The 21,162-nt window shown below is 73.2% G+C and carries 22 protein-coding genes; 14 read left to right on the top strand and 8 right to left on the bottom strand.

What is annotated here, in order from left to right:
• Positions 1-64: 64 nt before the first annotated feature.
• Together PVK74_RS26885 and PVK74_RS26890 are read left to right on the top strand one after the other, a co-directional pair.
• A complete protein-coding gene (locus PVK74_RS26885) occupies positions 65-1,489 on the top strand; it encodes an ATP-binding protein (RefSeq protein WP_176722750.1) in 1,425 nt (474 codons plus the stop codon).
• 87 nt (positions 1,490-1,576) lie between these two features.
• Complete coding sequence (locus tag PVK74_RS26890; protein ID WP_274477509.1) at positions 1,577-2,122, top strand: hypothetical protein; 546 nt, start codon at positions 1,577-1,579, stop codon at positions 2,120-2,122.
• 124 nt (positions 2,123-2,246) lie between these two features.
• Here PVK74_RS26890 and PVK74_RS26895 read toward each other — a convergent pair whose 3' ends face one another.
• Positions 2,247-3,026, bottom strand: a complete 780-nt coding sequence (locus PVK74_RS26895; RefSeq protein ID WP_274477510.1) for a D-Ala-D-Ala carboxypeptidase family metallohydrolase — start codon at positions 3,024-3,026, stop codon at positions 2,247-2,249.
• Between the two features lie 256 nt (positions 3,027-3,282).
• Here PVK74_RS26895 and PVK74_RS26900 point away from each other — a divergent pair, with 256 nt between their 5' ends.
• Positions 3,283-3,924 (top strand): DUF6642 family protein, encoded by a 642-nt coding sequence (locus PVK74_RS26900; RefSeq protein WP_043326246.1) that lies wholly within the window; start codon positions 3,283-3,285, stop codon positions 3,922-3,924.
• Between the two features lie 31 nt (positions 3,925-3,955).
• Complete coding sequence (locus PVK74_RS26905) at positions 3,956-4,420, top strand: PPOX class F420-dependent oxidoreductase (RefSeq protein ID WP_030272926.1); 465 nt, start codon at positions 3,956-3,958, stop codon at positions 4,418-4,420.
• A 1-nt stretch (position 4,421) separates the two neighbouring features.
• Here PVK74_RS26905 and PVK74_RS26910 read toward each other — a convergent pair whose 3' ends face one another.
• Positions 4,422-5,063 carry an NAD(P)-dependent oxidoreductase gene (locus tag PVK74_RS26910; RefSeq protein WP_274477511.1) on the bottom strand — a complete coding sequence of 214 codons (642 nt, stop codon included), beginning with the start codon at positions 5,061-5,063 and terminating at the stop codon, positions 4,422-4,424.
• Between the two features lie 54 nt (positions 5,064-5,117).
• Entirely contained in the window at positions 5,118-6,350 is a 1,233-nt protein-coding gene (locus PVK74_RS26915) for a serine hydrolase domain-containing protein (RefSeq protein WP_274477512.1), read from the bottom strand.
• A 56-nt stretch (positions 6,351-6,406) separates the two neighbouring features.
• Between PVK74_RS26915 and PVK74_RS26920 the strand changes: the two genes are divergently transcribed.
• The 5 genes from PVK74_RS26920 to PVK74_RS26940 all read left to right on the top strand — a co-directional run bounded on the left by PVK74_RS26920 (position 6,407) and on the right by PVK74_RS26940 (position 10,862).
• The gene (locus PVK74_RS26920; RefSeq protein WP_013284334.1) at positions 6,407-7,000 is read left to right on the top strand and encodes a pentapeptide repeat-containing protein; all 594 of its coding nucleotides are present in this window, start codon (positions 6,407-6,409) and stop codon (positions 6,998-7,000) included.
• Between the two features lie 43 nt (positions 7,001-7,043).
• A complete protein-coding gene (locus tag PVK74_RS26925; protein ID WP_166455613.1) occupies positions 7,044-7,496 on the top strand; it encodes a pyridoxamine 5'-phosphate oxidase family protein in 453 nt (150 codons plus the stop codon).
• Positions 7,497-7,841: 345 nt separating this feature from the next.
• Entirely contained in the window at positions 7,842-9,425 is a 1,584-nt protein-coding gene (locus PVK74_RS26930) for a hypothetical protein (RefSeq protein ID WP_274477513.1), read from the top strand.
• 125 nt (positions 9,426-9,550) lie between these two features.
• Positions 9,551-10,462, top strand: coding sequence for a hypothetical protein (locus PVK74_RS26935; protein ID WP_233607903.1), 912 nt, complete (start codon positions 9,551-9,553; stop codon positions 10,460-10,462).
• Positions 10,463-10,550: 88 nt separating this feature from the next.
• Positions 10,551-10,862, top strand: a complete 312-nt coding sequence (locus PVK74_RS26940; protein WP_274477514.1) for a hypothetical protein — start codon at positions 10,551-10,553, stop codon at positions 10,860-10,862.
• 22 nt (positions 10,863-10,884) lie between these two features.
• Here PVK74_RS26940 and dacB read toward each other — a convergent pair whose 3' ends face one another.
• Positions 10,885-12,468, bottom strand: a complete 1,584-nt coding sequence (dacB, locus tag PVK74_RS26945; RefSeq protein ID WP_043326229.1) for a D-alanyl-D-alanine carboxypeptidase/D-alanyl-D-alanine endopeptidase — start codon at positions 12,466-12,468, stop codon at positions 10,885-10,887.
• Between the two features lie 192 nt (positions 12,469-12,660).
• Between dacB and PVK74_RS26950 the strand changes: the two genes are divergently transcribed.
• A complete protein-coding gene (locus PVK74_RS26950) occupies positions 12,661-12,942 on the top strand; it encodes an iron-sulfur cluster biosynthesis family protein (protein WP_030501863.1) in 282 nt (93 codons plus the stop codon).
• A 1-nt stretch (position 12,943) separates the two neighbouring features.
• Here PVK74_RS26950 and PVK74_RS26955 read toward each other — a convergent pair whose 3' ends face one another.
• Entirely contained in the window at positions 12,944-14,035 is a 1,092-nt protein-coding gene (locus PVK74_RS26955; RefSeq protein WP_274477515.1) for a beta family protein, read from the bottom strand.
• A gap of 209 nt (positions 14,036-14,244) precedes the next feature.
• On the opposite strand from PVK74_RS26955, the gene PVK74_RS26960 reads away from it, so the two are divergent.
• Both PVK74_RS26960 and PVK74_RS26965 read left to right on the top strand, forming a co-directional pair.
• Complete coding sequence (locus PVK74_RS26960; protein WP_043326228.1) at positions 14,245-14,649, top strand: hypothetical protein; 405 nt, start codon at positions 14,245-14,247, stop codon at positions 14,647-14,649.
• 250 nt (positions 14,650-14,899) lie between these two features.
• Positions 14,900-15,292: a cupin domain-containing protein gene (locus PVK74_RS26965; RefSeq protein WP_013284343.1), complete on the top strand. Its 393-nt coding sequence runs from the start codon at positions 14,900-14,902 to the stop codon at positions 15,290-15,292.
• 48 nt (positions 15,293-15,340) lie between these two features.
• On the opposite strand, the gene PVK74_RS26970 is transcribed toward PVK74_RS26965, so the two are convergent.
• Positions 15,341-16,522 (bottom strand): threonine synthase, encoded by a 1,182-nt coding sequence (locus PVK74_RS26970; RefSeq protein ID WP_274477516.1) that lies wholly within the window; start codon positions 16,520-16,522, stop codon positions 15,341-15,343.
• Positions 16,523-16,530: 8 nt separating this feature from the next.
• Positions 16,531-17,565, bottom strand: a complete 1,035-nt coding sequence (locus PVK74_RS26975; protein WP_274477517.1) for a DNA polymerase ligase N-terminal domain-containing protein — start codon at positions 17,563-17,565, stop codon at positions 16,531-16,533.
• Between the two features lie 78 nt (positions 17,566-17,643).
• Between PVK74_RS26975 and PVK74_RS26980 the strand changes: the two genes are divergently transcribed.
• On the top strand, positions 17,644-18,426 hold the full coding sequence (locus PVK74_RS26980; RefSeq protein ID WP_043326222.1) for an aldo/keto reductase: 783 nt from the start codon (positions 17,644-17,646) through the stop codon (positions 18,424-18,426).
• Positions 18,427-18,488: 62 nt separating this feature from the next.
• On the opposite strand, the gene PVK74_RS26985 is transcribed toward PVK74_RS26980, so the two are convergent.
• A complete protein-coding gene (locus PVK74_RS26985; protein ID WP_043326220.1) occupies positions 18,489-19,625 on the bottom strand; it encodes a glycoside hydrolase family 12 protein in 1,137 nt (378 codons plus the stop codon).
• A 329-nt stretch (positions 19,626-19,954) separates the two neighbouring features.
• On the opposite strand from PVK74_RS26985, the gene PVK74_RS26990 reads away from it, so the two are divergent.
• Complete coding sequence (locus PVK74_RS26990) at positions 19,955-21,061, top strand: FAD-dependent monooxygenase (RefSeq protein ID WP_043326218.1); 1,107 nt, start codon at positions 19,955-19,957, stop codon at positions 21,059-21,061.
• Positions 21,062-21,162: the final 101 nt, after the last annotated feature.

The following is a 21,162-nucleotide window of genomic DNA, read 5'->3' on the forward strand; positions in this document are numbered from 1 at the left end:
GACACTCTCATTCGGGATACTATCAGAGATGAGAGTATCCGTCCTGAGAGTATGAGGTGATGACGTGGCCGGTTTCGTCGGCAGGACGAGGGAGCTGGCCCGGCTCGACGGCATGTTGGCGCGCGTCGAACGCGGCGGCCGGGCGGGGCGCCCGGGACGGGCGCTGCTCATGCGTGGACGCCGACGGGTGGGTAAGTCCCGCCTCGTTGAGGAGTTCGTCGAGCGCGCGGGCGTACCCCACCTCTTCTTCACCGCCTCGGCGCAACCCACCCCCGCCGCCGACCTGCGGCTCTTCGTCGAAGCGGCGGCCGGCTCGACGCTCCCTGGAGCGGGTCTGTTCGCCGGACAGGCGCCGGCCACCTGGGACGCGGCTCTCACCCTCCTCGCCGCCGCGCTGCCCACGGATCAGCCCAGCGTCGTCGTGCTCGACGAGATGCCCTACCTCATCGCCACCGATCCCGGCTTCGAGGGCACCCTCCAGAAGGTCTTCGACCGGGAGCTGTCCCGTCGGCCGGTCCTGCTGATCTGCGTCGGCTCGGACCTGGCGATGATGGAGGCGCTCAACGACTACGGCCGCCCGTTCCACCAGCGCGCGACCGAGATGGTCGTGCCGCCCCTGAGCCCCGGCGACGTGGCCGAGATGCTCCAGTTGCCGCCGGCGGATGCCATCGACGCGTACCTCGTCACCGGTGGCCTGCCGCTCGTCCTCGACGACTGGGCCCCCGGCGAGACCGTGCGCGACTACCTCGCCCAGGCCGTCCCGGACCCCACTTCCGCGCTGCTCGTCAGCGGGGAACGGGCCCTCGCTGCCGAGTTTCCGCCGCAGTCCCAGCCGGGCGTGGTGCTGCGCGCCATCGGCTCCGGGGAGCGCACCTCCTCCTCCATCGCGCGGGCGGCCGGCGGAATCCCGCAGGCGTCGCTGCACCGCGCGCTCCGACTGCTGACCGACAAGCGGGTCGTGGAGGCCGCCCTCCCGCTGTCCACCCGTCCGTCGCGCGAGACCCGCTACGTGGTCGCCGATCCGTATCTCCGCTTCTGGCTCGCCTTCCTCGACCCCTACCTCGCCGAGATCGAGCGCGGCAGAGGGGATCTGACGCTCGCCCGCATCCATTCGTCCTGGACCTCATGGCGAGGGCGTGCGGTCGAGCCGGTGATCCGGGAGTCCCTGCGGCGGCTGCCGCCGGGGAGCCTGCCGTCCGGGACGGCGGAGGTGGGCGGTTACTGGACGCGTACCAACGATCCCGAGATCGACCTGGTCGGCGGCGATCGGAGCCCGGTGGCCAAGCGGATCACGTTCGTGGGCTCGGTCAAGTGGCTGGAGAACGGCGCGTTCGACGGTCACGACCTGGCCCGGCTGCTTCACCACCGCGCCCAGCTACCGGGCGCCGACGACCACACACCGGTCGTCGCGGTGGTGCGCAGTGGCCGAGCGGTCGACGGAGTCACCGCGCTCGGGCCGGCCGAACTGCTCGCCGCGTGGCGGGATTGAACTGCTGCCGTCATCCGGCCGTACCAGTGGTCGAGGATGTGGTGCGGCCGTTCCGCCGCACCGCTGCCGAACTGCGGGAGGCCTGCCGTGCGAGTTGGTGAGCAGTCGACGGATCCCATCGACCAGATCCTGGGCGAGGTGCCGGTACCGGCGCCGTTGACCCCCGAGGACGTCCGCCTCGCGGTCCGGGCGGTGGTGGTGCACGCCGCCGAGGAGTGGCCCGCGGGGCCGAAGTGCCGCAACGACGGTTCGTCGTTCCCCTGCCGGTTGCATCGCTGGGGCCGGCGCGTGCTGGAGACACACGGTCTCAACGACCGCCAGATCGACGCGCTGATCCGGCACGGCAACCCGTTCGTGCACGTGCCCTTCCCGTTCGTGCTGACCGGACCGTCCGGCGCCCGTCCCGCCCCCGGGCAGGCCGCCCGCGGTCAGACGGCGCGACCGGGCGTACCCGGTCAGGTGGCGCGGCCCGGCGTACCCGGTCAGGCCGGCCGCCCTGTGCCCGGACAGCCGGCCCGGGCGGTGCCGGGTCAGGCCGCCCGCCCCGCCGCGCCGCCGGTACGGCCCGGTCTGCGACCGGTCGCCGGGCGGTCGGCTCCCAGCGCCCGGCCCCGCTGGCCCCGGGCGAGCTGACGCCCGGCGACCGGTTCCGGTCGCGCCGACGCCCCGTCGCGGAGTGGCGTCGGTCGCGCCGGAGCATGCCGACGGCGGCCCGGACGGGGAGCCCCCACCCCCGGTCCGGGCCGCCGTCACCGCATCACTTGACTCCGCAGTCCGGTGCGGACCAGCCCTTCGTGTTCGACGACTTGTCCCGGTTGTTCTCCCGCCGCGAGTCGACGTGCGTGTGGTCGTCGTGGTCCGGGTAGCCGGGGCCGTAGATGCCGCTGAAGCCCCGGCTGCGGGCCGAGCGGGCGATGTCGCAGAGGCTGCGGTGCTTGGCGATCAGGTCGGCCGCGTTGCCGTAGAGGTGCTGGCTGTCCGCGGCGCCGCCGACCTGCCGGTTGCAGGCGATGCTGCGGAACCCGCTGGTCACGTAGAGCGGCTTGTCGCCGAGGCTGCGCCGTAGCGCCTCCAGCTTCCACATGGTGCGCAGCGCGTTCTCCCGGGTGGCCGACGCGGAGAGCGGGCCGCCGGCCCACCCGCCCTTGCCGCAGCCGTTGTCCAGCTCGGCGTAGCTGAAGTGCTTTGGCGTGCAGTCGCTGTCCTTCTGCAGGTCGTAGATCCTGGCGAACGTCTGCGGCCCGGCCACGCCGTCGGCGCGCAGCCCGTACGCGGTCTGGAAGCGCTTGACCGCGGCGGCCGTCTCCGGGCCGTACACGCCGTCGACCCGGACGATGCCGCCGTACGCGGCCCAGCCGGCCACCCGGATCTGGAGCTGCCGGACGTCGTCGCCGGAGCTTCCCTGGGACAGCGTCCGGTTCCAGGTGTAGCAGCCGTCGGCGTGCGCCGGTGGCACGGCCACGACTGTCGCCACGGCGGCCCCGGGCAGGGCCAGCGCGAACGCGACCGCCGCCCGCTTCAGGGTGTTGACGCGCACAGAGTCCTCCCGATGTCAGAGCGGAACTGGGATCCGACGGGCACATCGACCGGTACGTCCCGTCCCTCTCACCGTGACAGGTACGAGGATTCTTCGTGGTGATTAGCGGAAATTGTTCTCACATCGCCCGGTTGCTGGGTATTGGCTGTGAATACTGCCCTTTTGCGTACGCGCTGCCGGGTGTCGCCCGTCGGACGTGACCGGTAACGTCTGCTCCCGGACCGGGCGGCGACCTCGACGGGCGGGGAGGTGGGCGTTGGCGCGTGGCGGCGTGTTCTGCGTCGAGGGGCAGTGGCACCGCGACCTCAACGAACGCGGGTCCGTCCTGCCCACGCTCGACCTGCTGGAGCGGCTCGGCCGCATCCGCTACATCCACAAGGACGCGGCCACCCGCGACGAGCTGTTCTACTTCGTCGACCGCTGGCTGCTCAAGCAGTACGCCGACCACCGGGTGGGCTTCTTCGCCATGCACGGCGAGCCGAGCCGGCTCTGCCTCACCGACTGGGACTCGGTCGAGCTGTCGGACGTGGCCGAGCGGATGGCCGGCCGCTGCGAGGGCCGCCGCCTCTACTTCGGCAGCTGCTCGGTGCTGCGCGCCTCCGACGCCACGCTGCGCGAGTTCCTCGACGTCACCGGCGCGGCGCTGATCTGCGGCTTCACCCGCGAGGTGGACTGGGTCGAGTCGGCCGCCTTCGAGACGGTGCTGCTCGACGTGCTCGCCAACGGGCAGCGGCACAACGCCGCCGAGCTGCGGATGCGCTCGGCGCACTGGGCGCCGCTGGCCGCGTACCTCGGTTTCCGGGTGATCTACGCCAACGGCCGCGCCTGGCGGCCCTCGGCCCGCCCGCGCGTGCCGGAGCAGGTCACCGCGCAGCGGTCCGCCGGCCGCCCGCGCTGAGAACGACGGACATGCCTGGTAGAACCGAGGCATGGCACGCAGCATCGCGAAGAACACCCGGGTCGACCGGGACGCCCTGATCGAGTTCCTCCGCCCCCGCCACCACGTCGTGCTCATGACCACCCGCTCCGACGGGCGCCCGCAGTCCTCCCCGGTGGCCTGCGGGGTGGATGCCGAGGGCCGGCTGGTGATCTCCACCTATCCCGAGCGTGCCAAGGTCGCCAACATCCGCCGCGACCCGCGCGTCTCTGCGTGCGTGCTCTCCGACGACTGGAACGGCCCGTGGGTGCAGGTCGACGGCGTGGCCGAGGTGCTCGACCTGCCCGAGGCGCTGGAACCGCTGGTCGAGTACTTCCGCAGCATCTCCGGCGAGCACCCGGACTGGGACGAGTACCGGTCGGCCATGGTCGCGCAGGGCAAGTCGCTGATCCGGGTCACGATCGAGTCCTGGGGCCCGATCGCCACCGGCGGCTTCCCGGCCCGGCTGGCCGACTGAATCAGTACGCGACCGTGAACCGGGCGTTGCCGAAGCGCGGATCCTCGATCTCGTCGACGATCGCCACCGCCAGGTCCTCGTAGGTGAGCACCGAACGGCCCTGCGCGTCGGTCACCGGGTGGTCGGTGCCGGTGCGGTAGTGCCCGGTCCGCTCGCCCGGGTGGAACTCCAGCGGCGGCGGGGAGACGTACGTCCAGGTCACCCCGTCGGCGCTGGACCTGTAGAGCTCCAGCGCGTCGGCCTGACCGTGCGCCGAGTCCCGGTACTCCTCCGGGAAGTCCGGCTCGTCCAGATACCGGGTCCCCTTCGGCGTGAGCAGCGTCGAGCCACCGCCGACGTGGATCACCCGAGGTGGGTCCGGCAACTCACGCAGCGTGTCGACCAGCGTCCGCGCGGCGTCGCGCCACAGGGCCCGCTCGCCGCCGCCGATGGCCACCACCAGCACGTCCGCGTCCTCGGCCAGTTCGCGTACGCTCCGCGCCGACGTGGCGTCGCCGGTCACCGTGCGTACGCCTGGGGGTAGGTAGCCGACCGCCTCCGGACGCCGCACCGCCGCTGTCACCCGGTGCCCCCGCTCGACCGCCTCCGCGGCGATCCGCGAGCCCGCCGTCCCGCCGGCGCCGAACACGACGATGTCGCTCATGCCTCACAGGCTAGGCAGCCTGCCGGCGGACGGCGGGAGTTCCGCCGAACCGGCTCAGTCGACGATCGCCGAGTAGACGAGCTGGCGCAACTGGCTGCGCAGCGGGTACGTGCTGGACGGCATCAACTGGGTGAACAGCAGCGCGGTGACCTCCTCCACCGGGTCCACCCAGAACGCGGTGCTGGCCAGGCCGCCCCAGTAGAACTCGCCGACGCTGCTCGGCACCCGCGACGGCACCGGGTCCAGCACGACCGCGAAGCCCAGCCCGAAGCCGACCCCGTCGAGGATCGTCTCGGCGAAGCCCTCCGGCGAGAACGAGGCCAGGTCCCGGTTGCCGGGCAGGTGGTTGCGGGTCATGAAGCGCACCGTGCGCGGCCCGAGCAGGCGCACCCCGTCCAGCTCGCCGCCACGCAGCAGGAACTGGGTGAACCGGTGGTAGTCGGCCGCCGTGGAGACCAGCCCGCCGCCGCCGGAGTGCCACGTCGGCTCCGCCAGCGCGGCCCGGCCCACCCCGTCGGCGCGTACCGCCTGACCGGTCGCCGGGTGCGGGGCGTAGAGCGCGGCCAGGCGTTTCGCGTCCGCCGCGTCCACCCACCAGCGGGTGTCGGTCATGCCCAGCGGGCCCAGGATCCGCTCGGCGAAGAACGCGTCGAGCGACTGCCCGGAGATCACCTCGACCAGGCGGCCCAGGACGTCGGTGGAGACGCCGTAGTTCCAGCTCGTGCCGGGCTGGAACAGCAGCGGCAGCCGGGCCAGCCCGGCCGAGGCCGCCGCCAGGTCCGCGCCCGGCGGCACTCCCAGGTCGAAGCCCGCCGCCCGGTACAGGCCGTCGACCACTGACACCTGGGCGAAGCCGTACGTCAGGCCGGCGGTGTGGGTGAGCAGGTGCCAGATCCGGATCGGCTCGGTCGCCGGCACCGTGTACGGCTTCAGCACCGAACCCCGGTCGTAGACCCGTACGTCGGCGAACTCCGGCAGCCAGCGGCTGACCGGGTCGTTCAGCTCGAGCCGGCCCTCCTCCCAGAGCATCATCGCGGCGACCGAGGTGATCGGCTTGGTCATCGAGTAGATGCGCCAGAGCGTGTCCGCCTCGACCGGCGTACCGGCCTCCCGGTCGCGCAGCCCGTACGTCGAGGAGTGGGCGATCTCGCCCCGGCGGGTGACGACGATCTGCCAGCCGGCGAGCCGGCCGTCGTCGACGTACCGGGCGAAGTGCTCGTCGATCCGCGCCAGCCGGGCGGGATCGAGGCCGACACGTCCGGGGTCGGTGCTCACGGTGACACTCACGACCGCGAACCTACCCGCAGGTATCGCGGCCGGGAAGTGTCACTAGTGTCGGTGGCATGCCGGAGCCGGTCGAGGACGTCACCTACCGCCAGCAGGACTGGTACGCCGAGGAGTTGGCCGACAGGCACTTCGTACGGTGCGAGTTCTTCCACGTCGACCTGACCGAGGCGGTCAGCCGGGGCGCGGTCTTCACCGACTGCGTGTTCGGCAACGTGGCGTTCAACGCCTCCCGGCACACCGACTCGGCGTTCACCAGGTGCTCGTTCAGCAAGTGCAACCTCTTCGAGGCCGAGTTCACCGGCTGCAAGCTGGTCGGCAGCACGTTCGACCGCTGCGACCTGCGCCCGCTGCGGGTCGACCGGGGCGACTGGTCCTTCGTCACGCTCGCCGGCGCCGACCTGCGCGGGGCGCGGATCACCGACGTACGGATGCGGGAGGTCGACCTGACCGGTGCCGACCTCACCGGCGCGACGCTGACCGGCGTGGACCTCTCCGGCGCCCAGTTGCACGCCGCCAAGCTGATCCGGGCCGACCTGCGCGGCAGCGACCTGTCCGCGCTCGACCCGACGGCGGTGCAGCGTTCCGGCGCGCGGATCGACGCCGAGCAGGCGGTGATGCTGGCCCAGGCGCTCGGTTTCCAGGTCGGCTGAAAGCTGCCGCGGGTTGTCAGGTTTCCCGGCCAGAATCGGGCGCATGACATGGTGGTCCGATCTGGTGGCGGCCGAACCCGAGTTCGCGGCGCGGGTGCGCGCCCGCTTCGCGGTCCGCAAGCACGGCACGATGGCGACACTGCGGCGGGACGGTTCGCCGCGGATCAGCGGCACCGAGTTCGACTTCGGTGACGACGGGCAGCTGCGGCTGGGCAGCATGGCCGGCGCGGTCAAGGCGCTCGACCTGCGCCGCGATCCTCGGGTGGCGCTGCACAGCCCGACCGAGGACGCCCCGCCGGACGACCCGTCCACCTGGGACGGGGACGCGAAGATCGCCGGCCGGGCGCACGAGGAGCAGCCCGCCGAGGACGGCTCGCACAGCTTCCGGATCGAGCTGACCGAGGTGGTGCTCACCCGGGTCGGCGACCCGCCCGACCACCTGCTGATCGAGAGCTGGCACCCCACCCGGGGCCTGCACCGCCGCACCCGCCACTGACGCCACCCACCATCCCGCCCCCCGGGGGCGCCCCACCCCCACCCCCACCCCCGCCCCGCTCCCGTCGATCATGAAGTTGACGGCATTCCGCGCCCGAAATGTCCCCGCCAACCTCATGATCAACAGGTTGACGAGGGTGGGCGCGCCGGCCGGGGGAGATCTTGGAAGGAAATGGCTCCTATGGGGACCTGAATCTTCCAAGATCTGGTCCGTGGGCGGGTTGGCGGCGTGGGGTGCGTGGGAATTGCGAGGGCGGATGCCTTCTGCAAGATCGCGTTCTGTGTCATCCTCCCTACGGCGAGCCACGGGGCCGGGCCGCTCGCCGCCGGTGGCCGAGGAGGGTCGGTGGCTGAGGACGACATCGCGCGGACCGGAATCCGGGTCGGGGGTTGGCTGCCCGCGCCGGACGAATCGGCAGACGCGCCGGCGCGGCCCACCGGTCCACGCCGCCTGCCCGGGAACACCGACCCCGGCGTGTCCCGGCCGGTGACGCCCCCGGACGTCGAACGCGCACCTTCCGGCGCGGACGATCCGGTGCCGCCGGTCGACCTGGATCCGCCCGGTACCGCTGTGTGGCCGCCTCCGCGCGCCGGCGGACCGCCGGCTCTCGACCTTCCGGCCGCCGGCCCGCTCCCGGCCGACACGCCCGCCCCGGGCCCGCTTGCCCCGGGCTCGATCGCTTCGGGCTCGATCGCTTCGGGCTCGATCGCTTCGGGTCCGCTCAGCCCGGGTGCGCCTGCTCCGGGTCCGCCCGGCTCCGGCACGCCCGCTCCGGGTTCGCTCGGCCCGAGGCCACTCGTCTCCGGGGCCGCTGCTTCGGCCGGCCCCGAGTCCCGTCCGAACCCGCCCGGCGGCCGGGTTCCGCTGGTCGGGCCGGCGCCGATCGGACTGCACCTGTCCGCTCCGTCGCCGGTCCGGCCCGCTCCCGATCCGGCCGAACCCGGCCCGCCGCAGGTGGCCGAAACAGAAGCGAGACCGGGCCGGCACTCCGCCCGGGAGAGCATCCCGGCGCGCCTCGCCGATATGACCAGCGGGATCGGCCACCTGACCAGCGGGATCGGCGACCTGGCCGGCCGGATCGGCGATCTGGCGGGCGGGATCGGCGTCCGGCTGCGCGACGCGGCGCGAACCAGGCTGACACTCGGCCCGACCCGGCCCCCGGCCGACGCCCCGGCCACCCGGGTCGCTGTGGCCCGGGCCCGTCGTCGGCGCCGGCGCGCCGTGCTGGCGGCGGTGGCCGTGACCGGGCTGGTGGCGGCGCTGGCGTACGCGAGCCGGTCACCCGCGCCGCCGTCGAACCGGGACACGTCGCCCGTGGCGGCGCCGAGCGATCAGGCGCCCGGCGACCAGGCGCCCGATCAGGCGCCGGCCGACCCGGTGTCACCCGGCGGGCCGCTGCTCGACGTGGACCTGGCGCCGCTGCCGGGGGCGTTGTCGCTCACCGCGCTCGGTACGCGGGACTGGCGGCACTGGGGCGGTACCGGCGCGGACAGCTTCCATCGCAAGGCGGGCGGCACCGGCGAGATCCAGGATCCGGGTGGCGAGCGGCTGGAGCACAACGCGGGCGCCTGTGATCTCCAGTGGACCGACGGTACGCCGACAGCGCGCCAGGAGGGCACCCGGGCGGGTGTCTTCCAGCGCGGCGCCGGGAAGAGCTTCACGCTCGGGGTGGCCGGGAGCGGGGACCTGCGCACGGTCCGGCTGTTCGTAGGCACGTTCTCGGCCGGCGCGCGGCTCGACCTGACGCTGTCCAGCGGCGGCGATCCCGTCGTCCGTGAGGTCGCCCTCGCCGCGGGCGACCGCTTCTACCAGTACGTCATCCGCTTCCGGGCGGCCCCGGGGGAGCGGCTGCTGATCAAATGGCAGGCCCTGACGGTCACCGGCGCGCAGAACGACGGGGTGGCGCTGCAGGCGGTCACGGTAAGCTGAGCGGCCGGTCCGGCGAGCGGCCGCCAGGTAACGAACTGGAAACGCCCGTCACTCGACATATGGCGCAAAGAGCCGTCCGGTGACACCGTGAAGCCCGTTGCGCACCAGTCGTATCCGGCGGTGTCGTGACCGAAGTGGAGGGTGTGGTGGGCCAGGAGGACCGTCCGCGTACCGGCCCCGGCTCGCATCGGCACGGCCTTCCGCGTACCCGCTCCGCGCTGCGGCGGCTGCGCCGCCGACGACGGCTGATGCTGGAAGGGCTGGCCGCGTTCCTCTGCCTGGCGGCACTGGCGCTCTACCTCGGCGTCGAGCGGCACGACGCGCCACGCGAGGAGCACGCCCGGCTGCCGGCCGCGCCGCCCGGCCGGGTCGGGCTGCCGAACGAGGCCGACGACACGGTGGCCAATCCGGGACTGCGTCCCCGGCAGCGGCCACCGTCGCCGAGCCCGACGCCGTCCACGCCGTCGCCGTCGCCGTCGCCGACGAGCGCGCTCCCGCCGACAGTCACCGTGACCCGCGCCGAGGTGCCCGCCACCGTCGACCTCACCGCCGTGGGCACCACCGACTGGGTCCACTGGGGGCTCACCGGCGCCGACCGGACGGTCCGCAAGCGGGGCGGCTCCGGCGAGATCCGCGACGAGGGCGGCCGGGGGCGGCGGCAGAGCTTCAGCAACAACCCCGAGGCGTACGCCTGGCGCGACGGCAACCCGGTCGCGTCGGCGAGCGGCACCATGTCCGGCGTGTACGCCTGCCACCGGGGCAGCGGGTTCAACCTGGCGGTGGCCGCCGACGGGCAGCAGCGCACGGTGCGTCTGTACGCCGGGCTCTGGATGGCCCGTGGCCGTCTCGACGTGCGTGTCTCCACCGGCGGACCGGTGACCACGCTCCGGATGGAGGACCCGCACACCGCGCTCACCACCGAGTTCACGATCAAGTTCCGCGCCCAGCGTGGCGCGCGGCTGCTGCTGAACTGGACGGTGGAGGAGTCGCTCGGCGACTGCGGCAACGTCAGCCTCCAGGCGGTGGCGCTGCGCTGAGCGGGGACAGTTTGTCCGTCGCGTACCCGGCACGGCGTCGTAGGTTTCCGTTGTTCCCGTCCGACCATCCCCTGTGGAGGCACGACCGATGACCGGCCCTGCTCCCGTCGTCCCCGCCCGCTCCCGCGCCGACGGTGACGTGCTGCGCGAGATCCCGATGCCGCCGTACGTGACGGTCGAGGACGTCCAGTTCGCGGTGCGCGCGGTGGTGGTGCACGCGCCGCGGACGTGGTCGGGCGGGACCATCTGCCGCAACGACGCCAGCCCCCACCCGTGCCGGCTGCACCGGTGGGGTCGCCGGGTGCTCACCCTGCGCGGGCTCCCACCGGCCGAGATCGACGCGCTCGTCGAGGGGGGTGACCCCGCCGCCGGCCCGCAGCCGCGCCGCCCCGGCGCCTAGCACCGGGGCGGTACGGCGCCGGTCAGCAGAGCGCCGGTTTGACCCAGGAGCACTCCCGTCCCTCCGGTACGCGCGGTGACTCCGGCGCGGCCGGCACGGTACGCCGGGCAGTGGCCGTCTCCCTCTCGGTGTACGCGGCCAGGGCGATCGCGATCTGATCCTCCAGCCCCTTCACCGACGAGGTCAGGTAGTTGTTCAGCACGATCGAGAACGCCAGCAGCCGGCCGTCCGCACTCGTGACGTAGCCGGAGAGCGCTGACGCGCCGGTCAGGCTGCCGGTCTTGGCGTGCACGTTGTTCGCGGCGGCGGTGCCGCTCATCCGGCTGCGCAGCGTCCCGCCGACGAGCCGGTTCGGGTTGCCGGCCACCGGCAGCGCGGCGTACCAGGTGTCGAACCACGGTTCGGCGCGGACCGCCGAGAGCAGCGTGACGAACTGTCCCGGCGGGACGAGGTTGCGCCGGGACAGGCCGGAGCCGTCACGTTGGCGCAGCGTGCCGGTGTCCACCCCGGTGTCGCCCACGTACCCGCTGATCGCGGAGAGCCCGGCGGCCCAGGTGCCGGAGCCGGAGAGCTGCCGGCCGAGTTCCTTGGTGAGCACTTCGGCGTGGCCGTTGTTGGAGAGCTTGAGGAACGGCACCATGAGGTCGGTCAGCGGCATCGAGTCGTGCCGGGCCAGCGGCTTGGCCGTGTCCGGGGTGGCGGCGCCGAGCACGGTCCGCCCGAGCACCCGTACGCCGTGGCGGCGCAGCGCGGACCGGAACACGTCGGCCGCGTACCCGGTTGGTTCCCAGACCGTCACCCAGTCGCTCTCGGTGGCCTGGCCGAGCGCGATCTGGCCGGTGACCACCACTGTGTTGCCGCCGTGCTCGCGTTCGAACGAGATGGTGGTCTCGCCCTCGGTCACCGTCTCGGCCCGGTTCTCGATGCGCAGCCAGCCGTTGTCCGGAGTCATGGTGATCTTCGGTCGGGCGCCCGCCCGCGTTCCCGGCGCGGCGTGGACGATCACCGTGCCGGCGTCGTAGTCGGTGTCCGGGGCCACGGTGAGCGCGGACACCTGGGCGGCGTAGTAGTAGGGCTCGTCGTCCCAGGTCCAGTCCGGGCCGAGCCGGTCGCGGTCGTACCGGGTGTCGTCGGCGACCAGGTTGCCCGCGACGACCCGTACGCCGGTCGCGGCGACCTGCGCGGCGAGCCGGTCGTAGTCGGCGGCGAGGATGGTGGGGTCGCCTCCGCCGCGCAGGTAGAGGTCGCCGGAGAGCATGCCGGCGTGGCGCGGCCCGTCGGCGCTCACGTCGGTGGTGAACCGGTGGCCCGGTCCGAGCAGTTCCATCGCCGCCGCGGAGGTGAACAGCTTGGTGTTGGAGGCCGGGATGAGCCGTCGCGTCCCGTTGCGGTCGTACAGCGTGCGGCCGGTGGTGGTGTCGACGACGACCACGCCCGCCTGCGCGCCGTCGAGCCGGCTGTCGGCGAGGACGGCGTCGATGGTGGCGTGCAGCCGGGTCTGCGCGGGGGTGGGCGCTTCGGCAGTGGCGGTGGTGGCGCCGGCGGTGGCCGCGGTGGCGACCAGCACCAGCACCGCGAGCGCCCGGGGGAATAGGCGACGATGCATGTGCCGATGCTGCCATGGAGATTTCCTGCGGGAAAGACTCCGGTGTGAAAGGTTATCGCCAGGAGGCGTGGCGCGCACCGCGCCGTCTCTGCCCCCAGCCTAGGGATTCGCCGGGCCGAGGGAGGGAAAAGACCTGTACGTGGGCCTTGTCGCCCGCGCGAATCCCGACATCCAGCCATGAGGAGTTCAGCGATGCTGACCATGACCGACAACGCCGTCCTGGTGATCCGTGACCTCGCCGCCCAGCAGGACGTGGCCGACGCCGGTGGGCTGCGCATCGCCGCCGACACCGAGGCCGGTTCGCTCTCCATCGAACTGGTGCCGGAGCCGGTGCGGGGCGACCAGGTGGTGGACACCGAGGGGGCGCGCATCTTCCTCGACTCCGACGCCGCCGAACTGCTGAACGACACCTCGGTGGACGCGGTCGTCGACGACGAGGGCGTGGTGCAGTTCGGGTTCACCGAGAAGGAGTGAGTCAGCCGGCGCGGCGGGACTCCCCGCCGCGCGGCGAGCGGCCGGTACGTCCCCGTTCCGGGACGTCCGGGTCGGCCCACCACGCCCGGCCGCGCTGGTCCCGTTCCGGTCGGATCAGTGCGGCCAGCACCTGCGCCAGGTGGTGGGAGGTGCTCCACGCGATCCAGTTGGCCGGGGAGCCTGCGCCCGCGCCGCGCCGGGCCCGCCGGACGATCTCGTGGTCGCCCCAGGAGAAGCCGGCCCCGGCTGCCGGCCAGTGCGCGGCGGCGGTCATCGTGCGGCACAGGTCGGCGAAGCGCTCGTCGCCCCGCCCGCCGCGCCGCGACCAGCGGTAGACCCACCACGCGTCGTCGGTTGCCCAGCGCAGCGTGGGAACCCGGTCGACCGGCTCGTCCGCGCCGCGTACCGCGCAGCTCACGCCGTAGTCGCCGTACCCGAGGTCCAGGTCGGCCAGGCGTTGCCAGAGCGACCAGTCGTACCGGTCCAGCCGGACCGGCTCGTCCACCGGAAGCCGGGACAGGGCCGGCGGCATCCCGCCGGCCGCCACCGTCACCGAGCGCCAGGCGTGCCGCCGGGCCCATTCCGCCGCGCGCCGCACCCGTGGCTCGGCCAGCCGGACGTCCGCGGTGCAGCACACGTCCTCCGCGTCGAGCAGCAGGTCGCACTGCTCCGGCATCAGGCCGGTCAGCCGCCACACCCGCTCCGCGGCGGCCGTCGCGGCGTCCGGCCCGCTTCGGTCCGGGCCGGTGCGCAACCGGACGACCGCGTGGTGCGCCCAGGCCCGTGCCGCCGCGCCGTGCGCGGCCAGCCGCCGGTCGCTGTCCGTCAGGCCGATGACAGGCGCCAGCGGTACGCCCCAACGGACCGGATCGTGTTCCGGGGTGTCCGGAAGCGCCGACACGTCGACGGCGGGCAGCAGCCCGTCCGGCAACCGAGCCAGCGAGTCCTTGATGGACGGTGTGTCCGCCGCGACGTCGAGAACCGGTGCGAGCAGCGGGGTGGAGGCTCCGTCGAGATGGGACAGCGCCTCCAGCTCACCGCGCCGCGCGGCCAGCACCGGGCGGTAGACCGGGCCTCGGGGCGACTGCACCATACTTAAATGTAGCCAGCCGATCGCTCTGCGTCACGTCGTGAACGTTTTCGCAGGTCAGAGCCGTTGGCTGTCAATGATCGGACACTTCTCCGGCTGGTTGCCGGGCGGTGCGCCGACATAGCGTCGGAATCATCGAGGGTGACCGCCGACGATCGCCCGAACGCGCACGAACGCCTCCGGCCGGCGTACCGGCGGGAGAGAGGATCACCATGCCCAGCCGCAGAGGTAGGAGGGAAACCACCGGCCAGCCGATCCCGAGCATGCGGGAGGCCGCACGCGCCGACACCGAGATCAACTCGTGTTCGCCGGTCGGGCTGCCGGCCACCGCACGGATGCTGTTCGCCGTGGTCGACGCCGACGGAAAACTCGTCCGCGGCCTCGGCGCCACCTCGGCCACCCGGCTCGCCGCCGGGATGTACCAGGTCGCGTTCGACCAGGACGTGGCCGGAGCGGCGTACGTCGGATCGGTGGGCCCCGCGACGGCGAACGGGCTGGTCCCGCAGGGTGTCATCACCGTGGCGCCGCGCTCGGGTATCGCGAACGCCGTGTTCGTCGAGACGCACGGCACGAGCGGGCACGTGGACCGTCCGTTCCACCTGGCCGTGCTGGCCTGACCGGACGCGCAGACGAGCGCACGGCGCCGCACGACCTCCGGTCGTAACGTCGCCGCGCTCCGGCCGTCTCCCACCGCCGCAGCCGTACAGGCGGTACGCCAGCGGGGACTTGGCTCGACCGGCCCGTCCCGCACCGGTCTTGTCGGCAGCACATGCCCCTTCTCCGGGGATCCAAACCGGATCGGCGTGGGGAATTCCACCATCTGCGACTCCCGGCGTGGCGGGCGCGTGATCGGGGTATGAGCGGGCCATGGAGCATTTCACTATCGCGACAGTCGCCGAGAAGAGTCCCGACTTCCGCCGCGTGCTCTGGACCGGGGAGCACACCCAGCTGGTCATCATGACCATTCCGCCGGGCGGCGAGATCGGCGAGGAGGTCCACGAGGGCATCGACCAGATCCTCACGTTCGTCAGCGGCACCGGCGAGGCCCGGGTGGCCGGCGAGAAGAAGGAGGTCGTCTCCGGCGACCTCGTGGTCGTCCCGGCCGGCACGAAGCACAACTTCGTCAACACCGGGCCGAACCCGCTGGTGCTCTACACCGTCTACGGCCCGCCGGAGCACGCCGACGGCGCGGTGCACAAGACGAAGGAGGAGGCGGACGCCGCCGAGGAGGCCGGCGAGGACGAGCCGCCGACGTCCTGACGCCCGGTGCGCACGTGTTAAGCGGGGGCCCCTGCTATACCGGAGACGTTAAGAAGGGGCCCCTCCTTGCACCAGGCCGGGGTATTTCAGGCCGGCGCCGGTGTTCAGCACCACCACGCGCTCGCCGGGGCGGATCCAGCCACCGGCCCGCAGGTGCCGGGCGGCGGTCAGGCAGGCCGCGCCCTCCGGGCAGAGCAGCAGCCCCTCGCGGGCGGCGAAGTCGCGCAGGTCGGTGAGGATCTCCGCGTCGTCCACGGCGATCGCGGTGCCGGCGCTCTCCCGCAGCGCGGACAGGATCAGCTCGTCGCCGAGCGGGGCGGGCACGGTGATGCCGAACGCGACGGTGCGCGCGTCCTCCCACGGGGTGACGCGGTCCTCGCCGGCCGCGAACGCCCGCACGATCGGCGCGCATCCGGTGGACTGCACCGCTACCAGCCGGGGCAGCCGGTCCTCGACCCAGCCCAGCTCGCGCAGCTCGTGCAGCGCCTTGTGGATGCCGATCAGCCCGACGCCCCCGCCGGTCGGGTAGACGATCACGTCGGGCACCTGCCAGCCGAGCTGCTCGACGATCTCGTACCCCATGGTCTTCTTGCCTTCGAGGCGGTACGGCTCGCGCAGCGTGCCCGCGTCGAAGATCCCGCCGTCCGACCCGGCGATCAGCTCGGCGATGTCCCGGCCGGCGTCGTTGATCAGGCCGTCGATCAGCCGCAGATCCGCGCCGGCGGCGAGGCACTCCTCCCGGCAGATGGTCGGCGCGGCCAGCGGCATGGCGATCGTCGCGCCCATCCCGGCCCGCGCCGCGTACGTGGCCCAGGCCGCCCCGGCGTTGCCGTTCGTGGGCATGGCGATCCGCTCCACGCCCAGTTCCCGGGCCCGGCTCACGCCCACCGACGCGCCCCGCGCCTTGAACGACCCGGTCGGGGTCAGCCCCTCGTCCTTGACGAGCAGATCCGCGATGCCGATCTCGTGGCCGTACGCGGGCGCACGCCACATCGGCGTCCAGCCCTCGCCGAGCGTGGTGACGCACCGGGGATCGGCCACCGGCAGCAGCTCCCGGTAGCGCCACAGGTCGGCCGGGCGCAGCCCGAACTGCTCCGGGGCCACGGTGGCGGCCACCTCGGCGAGGTCGTAGCGGGCCAGCAGCGGCGAGCCGCAGCCGCACAGGTTCTGCAACACGTCGGCCGGATGGTCACGACCGCAGCGCGGGCACTCCAGGTGCGTCAGGTGCACGGTGGTCCTCAGCTCGCGTCGATGCTCAGCCAGTGCCGGCTGCGCCGGCCCGGCTCGTACGGGGAGTCGAGGCGTTTCGCCACCACTCCCGGGAGCCCCTGCTCACGGGCGGCCCGCAGGGCGTCCGCACCGACTCCCGGGAACCACGGCGGAGTCTGCCAGTGCGGACCGGCGAGCGCCAGACCGTCGAGCAGGTCACGGCGTTGCGCGTACGGCACGTCGAAGCTCGGCACGCCCTCCAGCCAGAGCAGGTCGACGGCGAGGAACTGCCCGTCGCGCCGGGTCGGCGGCCGGACCCGCCCGGCCGGGTCGATCCGGACCAGCACGCCGTCCAGCACCGCCTCGGCCGGGGCCAGCGCCTCGGCCATCGCCCGCAGCCAGGGGTACGACCCGGTGACCTCGTTGTCGTCGCCGTCGAGCAGCCGCAGCCGGCCGCCCGAGACGTACGCCATCGCGCGCACGCCCGCCCAGCGCAGCTCGTACCCCCAGGCGTCGGCGTCGCGCGGCAGCCGCCCACCCTCGGCGGGCCGCATCGGGCGGACCAGGTCGGGCATCGGCGTCCAGCCCTCCGGCGCCGGGTCGGTGCGCCTGATCATCCAGTCCCGGCCCCGCCCGCCGGTGGCGAACAGCACGTACCGCCCCTTCGTGCGCTCGCCGTCGAGCACCACGATCACCTCGTCGTCGCGCCACTTCTCGGCCCGGTAGGTGCCGGTGTCGTGCACTGTCATCCGGCCGCCGCCGTACTCCCCGGCGGGAATCTCCCCGTGGAACGTCAGGTACTCCATCGGGTGGTCCTCGGTGTGCACGGCGAGGTGGTTGCGGCCCGGGTCGCGGGGCAGGCCGCGCGGCACCGCCCAGGAGGCGAGCACGCCGTCGTGCTCCAGCCGCAGGTCCCAGTGCAGGCTCCGGGCGTGGTGCTGCTGGATGACGAAGCGGGGCGCGCGCCGCGCGGACCGCTTCCGGCCGGGCACCCGCTCGGGCACCGGTTCCGGGGTACGCGCGGCGTCCCGTTTGCGCCGGTACTCGTCCAGCCGGTCCGCCATCCCCGCATCCTCCCCCAGACGCGCCGTGCGCGCCGGGATGCCGGTGTGTGTGCGGCGAACCGGGGTAGAACGGGGGACATGGACAGCGACCAGCCCACCCTTCCGCTCGCCGGTGACGTCCGGATCCCGCTGCTCGGCTTCGGGACGTGGCAGGCCACCGGCGAGGCCGGCTTCCAGGCCGTGCTCGCCGCGCTCGACGCCGGCTACCGGCACATCGACACGGCCACCATGTACGGCAACGAGAAGGAGGTCGGGCGGGCGGTCAAGGAGAGCGGGCTGCGCCGCGAGGACGTCTTCATCACCACCAAGCTGCCGCCGGACCGGGTGGGCCGGGAGCGGGAGACCATCGAGGCGAGCCTGGCCGCCCTGGACACCGACTACGTGGACCTGTGGCTGGTGCACTGGCCGCCGTCCGCGCCCGGCGACAGCATCCCGGTGTGGCGGGAGATGCTCGCCGCGCGGGACGAGAACATGGCGCGCACGGTCGGGGTGAGCAACTACTCGATCGGGCAGATCGACGAGCTGATCCAGGCCACCGAGGAGACCCCGGCGGTCAACCAGATCCGCTGGAGCCCCTCGCTGTACGAGCGGCACACGCACGCCGCCCACCGGGACCGGGGCGTGGCGCTGGAGGGGTACAGCCCGTTCAAGACCAGCGACCTGTCCGACCCGGTGCTGGTCCGCATCGCCCAGGCGCACGACGTGTCGCCGGCCCAGGTGGTGCTGCGCTGGCACATCGACCACGAGATCGTGGTCATCCCGAAGTCGGTCACGCCGGAGCGGATCCGGGCCAACGTCGACGTGTTCGGGTTCTCGCTCACCGCCGAGGAGATGCGCGACATCGACGCGCTCGCCGGCTGAGGCGTACCCGGGGGGAGGGGGCGCGGTCCGCGACGGACCGCGCCCCCTCCCGTGTGCGGTGGTCAGCCCCGGGCGCAGGTGGAGCCGTTGAGCGTGAAGCTGCTCGGTGCCGAGTAGCTGCCGTTGAGCGTCGCCTGGTAGCCGAAGGTGGTCGACGCGCCGGGCGACAGCGTGCCGTTGTAGCCGGCGTCGCGGGCGGTCACCGCGGAGCCGCTCTGGCTGACGGTGGCGTTCCACGCGTTGGTGACGGTCTGCCCGGAGGGCAGGTTGTAGTTGAGGGTCCAGCCGTTGATCGTGCCGGAGCCGGTGTTCTTGACCGTCACCTCGGCGGTGAAGCCGTTGTTCCACACGTTCGCCGCCTTGTAGGTGACGGTGCAGGACGCGCCGCCCGAGGGCGGGGGCGTGGTCGGCGCCGACGTGGTCGGCGGCGGGTTGGAGCCGCCGGTGTTGACGTTCTGCGAGAACGAGTTGACCGCCAGCCCGACGCCGCCCTGCCACGGCTCGAAGCCGGCCTGGATGCTGGTCAGGTACCAGTCGTTCGTGATCGCGCCCCGGTTGCGGGTGTCGTTGATGAACGCCAGCGCGTCGAAGCTGAAGCTGGGGATGGCCGACGGCGACAGGTACGAGATGACGTTGTTCGAGCCGTTGCTGCCGCGCCACACCTCCCAGGTCCGGCCCGCGATGTTGGCGGTGCCGACCGGGGAGCCGATGGGCTGGATCGAGCCCTGCCGGTTGAGCCAGATCATGATCTCCATCTGGTTCACGCCGTCCCGCTTCGGCGACGGGTCGAGCCAGATGTCGTACGAGGCGTTGAAGATCGCGCCGCTGACGTAGTTGTAGCTGATGCTGGACGGTGCGCTGCTGATGTTCTTCACCTGCACCGGCAGGTTCGTGCCGGGCGAGCAGTTGGTGTAGTGGCAGCCCACGAAGATCGACGGGTAGGCGACCGGCGCCCCGTTTGTCGGCGCGGAGCCGTCCGCCCGGGTGATCGAGAAGCCGGTCGAGGTGACGTTGATGCACTGCTGGGCGCTGGTGCCCCAGCGGTTGTTCTGCACCACGTACTTGCCGCCGATGGTGGTCGAGCCGTACTGCTCGCAGATCTGCGTGTCGGCGGAGGCGGTGCCGCCGAGCGCGACGGCGACGATGGTGCCGGCGGCCAGCAGGCCGGCTGCGGCGAGAGCCCTGAGTGGACGCTTCATGATGCTCCTTGGCTCGGCGCGGGGACGGCGCCGGTTCGGTCGGTGCTACGGACGGGAGCGCTCCCACGGTGCAGGGAATACATTTACATGTCTCAAATCATTGCGCAAATGCGCCGGGCTCGTTAACGCTCCGCGTACGGCCGGCGGTGCGACCGAGTGCCGCGGCCGACCCCTTCCCCCAGATGGAGGCGGGATTCCTGCCGGTGGGACGGGGTGTGCCGCCGACCGGCGGTCCGTGCCAGGGCGAGCGGGCACTTCCGCCGCCTGGTTGCGGCGAGTAATGTCTTGCCTCCAACGCGTGCCGTTCCCCTCCGGAGGCGTAACCCACCATGGGTGGTTCACCCCTGCGCGTCCTCGTCGTCGGCGCGGGCATCGCCGGACTCGCCGTCGCCCGGGCGCTTCGCCTGGCGGGATTCCGGCCCGACGTCACCGAGCGGCTGCCACCCGCGGAGTCGACAGACACCGGCCTCTACCTGCCGGGCAACGCGGCCCGGGCGATGCGCCGGCTCGACCTCGACGGCCCGCTGCGCCCGCTCGGTCAGGTGATCCACCGGCAGCGCTTCCTCGACGCCGCCGGTGCGCCGCTGTGCGAGGTCGACCTCGACGCGCTCTGGACCGGAGTGGGGGAATGCCGGGCGCTGCCCCGGGCCGAGCTGCACCGGGTGCTGCTCACCGGCGCCGGCGGCGCGGTCCGCCACGGCGCCGAGGTCAGTACCGTCGACCCGCTGCCCGGAGGCGTGGCGGTCGGCTTCACCGACGGCACCAGCGCGGAGTACGACCTGGTCGTCGGCGCGGACGGCCCACGCTCGGCGGTACGCACGCTCGCCGCGCTCGGCGGGCCGCCCCGCCCCGCCGGTCACGTGGTCTACCGGGCCCTCGTGCGCGGCGGCCCGCGGATCGCCGACTGGACCGCCCTGCTCGGCCAGCGGGCCGGGTTCCTGGTGGTGCCGCTCGGCGCCGGGCGGCTCTACTGCTACGCCGACGAGGCCGGCACCGACCTGCCCGCCGACCCGCTCGCCCGGCTGCGCGAGCTGTTCGGCTCCTACGGCGGCCCCGTCCCGGAGGTGCTGGACGCGCTGGAGACGGTGTGCGTCGAGCGCACCGAGGAGGTCGAGCTGGGGCGGTGGTTCCACGGCCGGGTGCTGCTCGTCGGTGACGCCGCTCACGCCACCGCGCCGACGCTCTCCCAGGGCGCGGCCATGGCGCTGGAGGACGCCGTCGTGCTCGCCGAGTCGCTGCGCGCCGCCGGCAGCGTCGACGCCGCGCTGCTGGCGTACGAGAGTCGCCGCCGCCCGCGTACCCGCTGGGTGCGGGACCGGACCCGGGACCGCAACCGCACCCGCGACGTGCCGCCGGCGCTGCGCGACCCGTTGCTGCGCGGACGCGGCGGACGGATCTTCCGGGAGCACTACCGGCTCCTGACCGGCCCGCTCTAGGCGGCCGGAGATCGTAGCCGCCCACCCCACGCGGCGGGGCCACCTACCGGGGACTATCCTCCTTGCGGATGACGGCTGCGCCGATGACCAGCGCGCCGAGC

The organism is Micromonospora chalcea (assembly GCF_028768405.1).
Lineage (GTDB): Bacteria > Actinomycetota > Actinomycetes > Mycobacteriales > Micromonosporaceae > Micromonospora > Micromonospora chalcea.